This is a genomic window from Corallococcus sp. AB049A (genome assembly GCF_003668885.1).
Taxonomy (GTDB): Bacteria; Myxococcota; Myxococcia; order Myxococcales; family Myxococcaceae; genus Corallococcus; species Corallococcus interemptor.
This window is the reverse complement of the sequence record NZ_RAWL01000508.1, coordinates 1-5,672: the sequence shown is the minus strand read 5'-3', so window position 1 is coordinate 5,672 and position 5,672 is coordinate 1. Positions and strand designations below refer to the sequence as shown.

The window sequence follows — 5,672 nt, the reverse complement described above, 5'->3', positions numbered from 1 at the left end:
GGCGGAGGCGGCGGCTTGGGCTCCTCCGGCTTCTCCTCCGGAGGCGGCGGGGGCGGCGGCTTCTGCACCTCCACCATGACCAGCTCCACGGGCTTCTGGATGGCCGTGAGCTTGCGGCCCTCCAGGGTGGAGAGCAGCCCGAAGCCCACCCCGTGCAGCGCGAGCGACACGAGGACGAACACGAGGAGGAACCGCGAGGAGCGGTCGCGCTGCGGCAGGGGAGAGGGTTCGAGGACCGCCTGGCTCATCGTCGCTCAGCCTCAGGGCGTGGCGGGCGCGGCCCGGGCGGGGCCAGCGTCCTTTTCGATGTTGAGGGCGAACTTCGCGATGCCCTGCCCCTTCACCACGTCGATGAGGCGCATCACGCGGCCGTAGGCGAGCGTCTGGTCCGCGCTGATGATGGCGCGCGTGTCCTTGTCCTTGGCCACGGCCTCCGTCACGCGGCGGGACAGGTCCGCCTCCGTCACCTCCGCGCCGTCGAAGTAGAGCTTGCCCTCTTTGTCCAGGACGACGTTCACCAGGCCCTGCACCGTCTCACCGCCGTTGGCGGCGCGGGGCAGGTCCACCTCCACCGTCTCGCGGACGATGAAGTTGGCGGTCACCATGAAGATGATGAGCAGCACCAGCACCACGTCCACCAGCGGGGTGACGTTGATGCCGGAGATTTCCTCGTCGCTGTCGTTCGCGCCGCCGGCCATGGGCTAGTTGCCTCCCGCGGCGCCCGGCTTGCGCGCCTTCATGGCGCCCACGAGCGCGTGGCCCAGGGCGGTGGTGCGGCTGGTGAGCGTCTTCAGCTGCCGGTTGAAGATGTTGAAGGCGACCACGGCGGGGATGGCGACGGCCAGGCCCACCGCGGTGGCGACGAGCGCCTCCGAGATGCCGGCCATCACCGTCTGCTGCATGGCGCCGCCCTTGGCGTTCATGGCGCCCAGGTCGTTGAAGGCCTTGATGATGCCGAGCACCGTGCCGAACAGGCCGATGAACGGGGCGTTGTTGCCCAGCGTGCCCAGGATGGACAGGCCGCGCTCGTACTGGGGGCGCTCGCGGGCCACGGTGGACGCGATGACCTGCTCCACGGTGTCGGGGCCCTGGTGCGAGGAGGCCAGGGCCTCGCGGATGACGGCGGCCTCCATGCCCTTCTGGTTCTTCACCTCGCCGGCCACGGCGTCGAACTCGCCGCGCGCCAGGCGCACCGCCAGGGCCTCCGAGTTCGCCAGCCGGTGGCGCGAGAAGTAGACGGCGCGCTCCAGCATCACCGCGATGGAGACGATGGACAGCGACACGAGCAGCCAGAGCACCCACTCGGCGCTGCCCAGCGTCACCCCGAGCAGCTTGCTGCTCAACCATCCGAGTTCGGGGTGGGCCGCCTGGGCCAGGAGGAAGGAGGACGTCATGTGGGAAATGCCCGGTTCAAGAGTGGGACCGCGTTAACGCGCGGCGCAGTCTCTTGTTCCCCCCGACTTAAAAGTCAAATGGATCGGCCTTCCGTTCACCTGCCTGTCGCGTGCCATGGGACAGGCGCTCGGAAACCAGGGCGCGGATGTCATATGCCGAGCACGAAGCGGAACAGGCGTTGGAGCGCCTGTCCCGAGGGGTGGGCGGCCATCCGACGCTTCAGGGCCGGCGGCTGGGGCTGGTGGTCTGCGCGGGGTCGCGCTCCACGACGGGGCCGAGGAGGGTGTCGATGCGGCGCAGGAGCTCCGCGTCGAGCTTCACGCCGGTGGCCTTCACGTTGTCGAGCACCTGCTCCGGCTTGGACGCGCCGATGATGGCGGAGGACACGCTCTTGTTCTGGAGCACCCAGGCGATGGACAGCTGCGCCATGGACAGGCCGGCCTCCTGGGCCAGCGGCTTGAGCTGCTGGACGCGGGTGAGCACGTCGTCGGTCATGAAGCTGCTCATGAACTGCGCGCCCGGGGTGGCGGCGCGGGTGTCCGCGGGCGGGGGCTTGCCGGGCAGGTACTTGCCGGAGAGCACGCCCTTGGCCATGGGGGACCAGACAATCTGGCCCAGGCCTTCGGCGTCGGACGTGGGGATGACCTTGGACTCGATGACCCGCCAGAGCATGGAGTACTGGGGCTGGTTGGAGATGAAGGGCACGCGCAGCTCGCGGGCCAGCTTCGCGCCGGCGGCGATCTGCTCGGCGGTCCACTCCGAGACGCCGATGTAGAGGGCCTTGCCCTGGCGCACGATGTCCGCGAAGGCGAGCATGGTCTCCTCGAGCGGCGTCTCCGCGTCGAAGCGGTGGGCCTGGTAGAGGTCCACGTAGTCCGTCTGGAGGCGGCGCAGGGAGCCGTGGATGGACTCGATGATGTGCTTGCGCGACAGGCCGCGGTCGTTCTGTCCGGGGCCGGTGGGCCAGTAGACCTTGGTGAACAGCTCGTAGCCTTCGCGGCGCTGGCCCTTGAGGGCGCGGCCGAGCACGGCCTCCGCCTTGGTGCCGGCGTAGACGTCCGCGGTGTCGAAGGTGGTGATGCCCGTGTCGAGCGCCGCCTTCACGCAGGCGATCGCGGCGTCCTCCTCCACCTGGGAGCCGTGGGTGAGCCAGTTGCCAAAGGAGATTTCACTGACCTTCAGACCGCTGCGACCAAGGAATCGGAAGTTCATGGGGGGCGGCACACTAACCGCCGCTTCCTGGGGGCGCACTGCTTCAGGAGAAGCAGCGGTGGAACCAGGCCACGAAACGTTGAGCTTCGGGCGAGTCATGGCCCAGCACCTTGCTGGCGAGGGCGACGCCGAAGGGGATACCCGGGTCCAGTTGCCAGGCGAGCCAGGCATGGAGGGCGCCCTTCACATGGTCCTGCTGGCGCAGCGGAGCGCCTTGGTTCAGCGCCTCCGTGGTGGTCGTCCGGGCGTGGGGCCAGAGGATGTCATCGGAGGGGACGAGCTTTTCGATGAACTCCTCGATGCGGCCGGGCTGGGAATTGTCTGGCATGACCCAGACTCCCAGCAGCGAATTGGGGCGAAGCCCCGGGAGGAGGGTGCCTCCGGGCTCGGGTGTATCTGGGACTGCGATGTTGAGTTGTTCGAGACAGGTCTTGAGCTGGTGCCAGCGATTGTAGGGCGGCAGGTCCGCGTCGAAGACCAGCGCAAGACGGTCGTGGGTCTTGAGTGCGGTGGACAGAAGTGTTCTGTCGAGCAGCTTCTCCACGCCACCCACGTCCTCGACATAGGGACGCTTGATCGTTGCATCGTCCCAGTCATAGCCGTGCCGTTTCAAGAGGTGGACGAGGGTGTGCTTGTCGTCCGGCCCTTCAACCATCAGGCGATAAGGGCTCTTGGGAGACGGCGGGCTCACCGGATCTCCATCTCGTGCTTGGCGGCGATGAGCAATTCGTCCGCCGAGTACGGGACGTTGTGCTCCGCGTTCCGTTCGATGCGATGGACGGAGATGACATCCCGGAGGTCCTGCTGCTCCTCGTAGAGCGAGGCGAGCGCCCGGACGCAGTCCAGGCTGTGCGTCGTCGCGAGGACCTGGACGTTCAAGCGCTTCGCGGCTTCCGTTACGAGCCGCCACATCTTCACCATCACGGAGTGATGGAGGCCTGTGTCGATTTCGTCCACGAGCAGGTAGCCACCTGCGACGTGCACCAGATTCAAGCTCAGGGTCATGAGGCGTTTGATGCCTTCGCCCATGCTCCCGAGCGGGATGCGCTGCTCGGAATCGCGCAGCTTCACGAACATGCTGGCATCAGACCGACGATGATGGCTACCCGAGAGAGCCGCGATCCGTTCGATGTCCGGCTCAATGATTCGCAAGACCTCCGTGACACTCTCTTCCTCAGGCGTAAGAACGACTCCGTCCCAGAGGTCACGGAGGAATGCGGCACCGGGAGAAGTCGTTTCAATGAATCCGACTCGGTTGTCTCCGTACGATTCGCTGCCAATGGAGAGGCCGAGGTCGTCCAGCGAGAGTGCACGGCCTGCTAAGTCATAAACTGCAGGACCGAATTGATCACTCTCCAATTCGATTGCCCCCGGAGAATCAACCCTAAGAGACAAGCCCCGCACGGGTGTTTTGGCACTGACTCTGGTGGAACCCACGCCACTCTTGAGGCGGCCTTCGAAGAATATTTCTTGAGGGGTTATCGCCTCAATCCGGAAGACCCCTGGTTTCTCGGTCGCGTGCCTTGAGAAAAGATGCGCCACCTCCACCAGCTCGCCTTGCAAGCCTTCCTCTGCGTGACTGCTAGTCTCGCCACGCCGCATGGGGCTCCAGGCGATGGCGGAAGGATGGTGGCCTGCGAGCACCAGTTCCGCTGCCTCCAGTACGGAGGTCTTGCCCGTGTTGTTGGCGCCTACCAGCAGGCTGACGCGGGTCAGTCCCTCGACCTTGAGGTTTCGAAGGGAGCGGAAGTTCTGGATCCGCAGGGACGTCAGCATGGGAGGCTCCGGCAGAGGCAGGCTCCGTCCCTCTAGCACAGCGAGCCCGGCCACGGTTTCTCATGACGCGAGAGGCTGGTCGCCCTGTCCTCCCGACCGTCCGCGGCGGGATTCGACCGTTCCCGGGCGTCGCTTGTGGACGGTGGGCCGGGTGGCCGACACTGGCTTCCACGCATGGCCGCCAGTGACGAACGCCGCTTCCAGTCTCTCGTGCTCGCGCCCATCCGGCGCGTGCAGCGGCGGCTCAACCTCGTCGCGTGGGCTGGCGCGGGCATCGCTCCGGTCTGGGCCCTGGTCACTGTTTGCGTGCTGTCCCGGCTGCTCTTGCGCGACGGGGCGGTGTGGGCCGTGCCTCCGCTCGTCGTCGCGGGGCTTGGGTGGTGGTTCGTTCGTGCCCGGTCGCGCGGTGTTTCGCTGGAGTACGCGGCGGTGCTCGCGGACCGCTCCGCCAACGCGGGCGGTCTGCTGCTCACGCGGCTGGAGCGCCCTGTTGGCGAGTGGGAGCTGAGCCTCAATCAGTTCGCCCAGCAGGTGAAGCCTCCGGACGTCCCGTGGCGCAGGCCCGTGGGGGCGCTCCTGGGCGCGCTCGTGTTCGTCGCCATAGGGTTTCTTGTTCCGCTTCCCGCGCTGCGCGCGTCGAACATCAACGCCGCCGCCGCGACCCAGGTCGCCGCCGTGCAGGCGCAGGCGGAGGCGCTGGCCCGTGAGGAGCCGCTGGGCCCCGACGTCGAGGAGGAGCTGCGCCGGCTGTCGGAAGAGGTCGCGCAGGGCCGCTTCGACTCCGCGGATTGGGAGGCCTCGGATGCCCTGGAGCAGCGGCTCGCCGAGCGCGCGTCCGAGGCGGCCGCCGAGCTCAACCGCGCGTCCGAGGCCGCTGCTGAGCTGGAGGATGCGCTCGCCGCCGCCGGTGGTGCGGAGTCCGCCACCCGTGAGCGTGAATCGTTGGAGCAGGCGTTGATGGCGCTCGAGGCTCGCGCCAGTGGGAACTCGGAGGACCCTGCCTCCGGTGATCAGGAAGCTCCCGCGTCCGAACGGAACTCGCAGGGGCAGGGGGCTGATTCGCAGAACGGCGGTGACTCGCAGGGGTCCTCCTCCGAGGCACGAGCCCGTGCTTCCGCTCGCGCCCAGGCCTCCGGTTCTCCGGATCAAATCGCCGACCTGCGCCGCACGCTGGAGCGGCGGCAGCAGTCCCTGGCCCAGCGCTTCGGCGAGGAAAACGCGTCGCGAGGGAACCGCGGCGCCCAGGCCCGGCGTCCCACCCGGCGGCAGCAGTCCGGACAGGGGCAGAA

General features: G+C 67.7%; 6 protein-coding genes and 1 pseudogene. 1 reads left to right on the top strand and 6 read right to left on the bottom strand.

Going from position 1 to position 5,672, the window contains the following annotated elements; all coding sequences use genetic code 11:
* The 6 genes and pseudogenes from D7X55_RS34765 to D7X55_RS34740 all read right to left on the bottom strand — a co-directional run.
* Positions 1-248, bottom strand: a pseudogene (locus D7X55_RS34765) (energy transducer TonB); the annotation flags it as partial.
* Between the two features lie 12 nt (positions 249-260).
* Complete coding sequence (locus tag D7X55_RS34760) at positions 261-698, bottom strand: biopolymer transporter ExbD (RefSeq protein ID WP_120550061.1); 438 nt, start codon at positions 696-698, stop codon at positions 261-263.
* Between the two features lie 3 nt (positions 699-701).
* Positions 702-1,394, bottom strand: a complete 693-nt coding sequence (locus D7X55_RS34755; protein WP_120550062.1) for a MotA/TolQ/ExbB proton channel family protein — start codon at positions 1,392-1,394, stop codon at positions 702-704.
* A 220-nt stretch (positions 1,395-1,614) separates the two neighbouring features.
* Positions 1,615-2,607, bottom strand: coding sequence for an aldo/keto reductase family protein (locus tag D7X55_RS34750; protein ID WP_120550063.1), 993 nt, complete (start codon positions 2,605-2,607; stop codon positions 1,615-1,617).
* A gap of 43 nt (positions 2,608-2,650) precedes the next feature.
* Positions 2,651-3,262 carry a DUF3226 domain-containing protein gene (locus D7X55_RS34745; RefSeq protein ID WP_147470328.1) on the bottom strand — a complete coding sequence of 204 codons (612 nt, stop codon included), beginning with the start codon at positions 3,260-3,262 and terminating at the stop codon, positions 2,651-2,653.
* A 32-nt stretch (positions 3,263-3,294) separates the two neighbouring features.
* Positions 3,295-4,383 (bottom strand): ATP/GTP-binding protein, encoded by a 1,089-nt coding sequence (locus D7X55_RS34740; RefSeq protein WP_121725287.1) that lies wholly within the window; start codon positions 4,381-4,383, stop codon positions 3,295-3,297.
* A 174-nt stretch (positions 4,384-4,557) separates the two neighbouring features.
* Here D7X55_RS34740 and D7X55_RS34735 point away from each other — a divergent pair.
* Positions 4,558-5,672: hypothetical protein (locus D7X55_RS34735; protein WP_121725289.1), on the top strand; the 1,115-nt coding region annotated here is incomplete at its 3' end.